General features: G+C 59.9%; 3 protein-coding genes. All 3 read left to right on the forward strand.

Annotated features, from left to right (window positions below; translation table 11 throughout):
* On the forward strand, positions 1 to 228 hold a 228-nt coding region (locus ACEWPL_RS19350), incomplete at its 5' end, for a selenium-binding protein SBP56-related protein (protein ID WP_393929511.1).
* Positions 229 to 286: 58 nt separating this feature from the next.
* Positions 287 to 640, forward strand: a complete 354-nt coding sequence (locus ACEWPL_RS19355; protein WP_393929513.1) for a 2Fe-2S iron-sulfur cluster-binding protein — start codon at positions 287 to 289, stop codon at positions 638 to 640.
* A 356-nt stretch (positions 641 to 996) separates the two neighbouring features.
* A partial coding sequence (locus ACEWPL_RS19360; RefSeq protein WP_393929515.1) for an MFS transporter occupies positions 997 to 1,794 on the forward strand: 798 nt, incomplete at its 3' end.

Genomic DNA, 1,794 nt, shown 5'->3' on the forward strand with positions numbered 1-1,794 from the left:
CGGCTCTACGTCACGACGTCGCTCTTCTCGACCTGGGACAACCAGTTCTACCCGTCGATGAAGGACAAGGGCGGTATCATGCTGATCGTGGATTGCGATAATGAAAACGGCGGCATGAAAATCCGCGACGACTTCATCATCGATTTCAACGATGAGCCGCACGGGCCCGCGCGGGCGCATGAGACACGCTATCCCGGCGGCGATTGTTCATCCGACATCTGGGTCTGATCCATCTCCCCCGCTTTCCCGGTCCCTCGGGGCCGGGACCCATCCGCAAGGAGGAGGCATGCGCAAGCACACAGTGACGCTTCGAAATCGCGGCAGCGTGTCTTTCGAGGTCGGCGAGGACGAGCCGATCATCGACGTTGTCGAGGCGGCGGGACATGTCTTGCCGATCGCCTGCCGGTACGGCGGCTGCATCACATGCGCGGCGAGGATGATTTCGGGCTCGGTCCGCCAACCAAAGGGTACGGCGCTGAACAAGCGTCAGTCCGAAGAAGGTTACGTCCTGCTCTGCGTGGCTCGCCCGAACGAGGACTGTGTCTTCGACGTGGGTGTCGAAAGCCACGACAAGCTGTACGTCAACCCCTTTGCCAGCGCCGCCGCCGCCGGGCAACTGGCGCGAGCGCGCAAGAAATGACGTCAGCCTCGGCGCAGACGGCGGGTAGGGCAAGCATTCACGGATGGCCCGAACCGGACATCTGCCGGGTCGGTTCGCTCCGATGCAGCTTTCGCATTCCCGCCATTCGTACAAAGGGCAGCATTTCAAATGATTGGAACAAAGTAATCCACGCTTGTTGCTGGTAAACCGTTCTCTCGCGCCTGCATAATTTTTAGTCAGTTTTGAGCGCCGTGTCGAAGATGCTTATGGGAATGCCATCTCAAAACGTTGCCGCGCCATTGCCGCTATGATGAATTAGTCAAATGCAATGGCGGCGCGATTGCTGATGCCAAGAACGGTGTAGCGACGCGCACCAAGCTTGAAGGGTAGATATCATGATCAAAGTCCTGTCCGGAATCTGGGCTCTTCTGCTTGGGATCGTGCTCATCATGTTGGGCAACGGCATGCATTTTACCCTGATTGGCCTGCGCGGCGGGATCGAGGGATTTTCGGCCACTGAGCTTGCCGTTGTGACATCCGGCTATTTCCTGGGGTTCCTTTCGGGCGCGCGCCTCACGCCCGTGATGATCCAGCGGGTCGGCCATGTCCGCGTCTTCGCGGCGCTTGGCAGTTTCATGTCGGCAGGCCTTATTGCATTACCGCTGCTGACAGAGCCCTGGGCCTGGACATTGCTCCGCGTGCTCATCGGATTTTGCATGTCAGGTATCTATGTTGCGGCTGAGAGCTGGTTGAATGCCTCAGCCACGAACGAGACCCGGGGCAAGGTCCTCTCGGCCTACATGATTGCGCAGACATTGGGCATCATCGGCGCGCAGGGATTGTTGTCTCTGGGGGATGCCGCGACCTCGGTGCTGTTCATCGGGGCGTCTATCCTCGTGTCCATCTCTTTCGCACCAATCCTTTTATCCGCCGCGCCGGTGCCGCCCGTCGAAGTCGCGCGCCCTATGGGTCTTGGTGCTCTCTTCAAGGGCTCTCCGTTGGGCACGGTGGGCATCTTCCTGCTGGGCAGCGTCTACGCGACACAATCTGGCATGGGGGCGGTTTTCGGGTCGCAAATCGGGCTCTCAGCCGGGCAGATCGCGCTCTTCGTCGCGATGCTGTTCGCTGGGGCGCTGGTGCTGCAATACCCTATCGGATGGCTTTCCGACCGGATGGACCGGCGCAAGCTGATC

The sequence above is a fragment of the Roseovarius roseus genome (genome assembly GCF_043355935.2).
GTDB lineage: Bacteria > Pseudomonadota > Alphaproteobacteria > Rhodobacterales > Rhodobacteraceae > Roseovarius > Roseovarius roseus.

Bases quoted from the DNA above. Each gene is read 5' to 3' on its own strand.
- ACEWPL_RS19355 (WP_393929513.1), top strand. From the start codon at position 287: ATGCGCAAGCACACAGTGACGCTTCGAAATCGCGGCAGCGTGTCTTTC.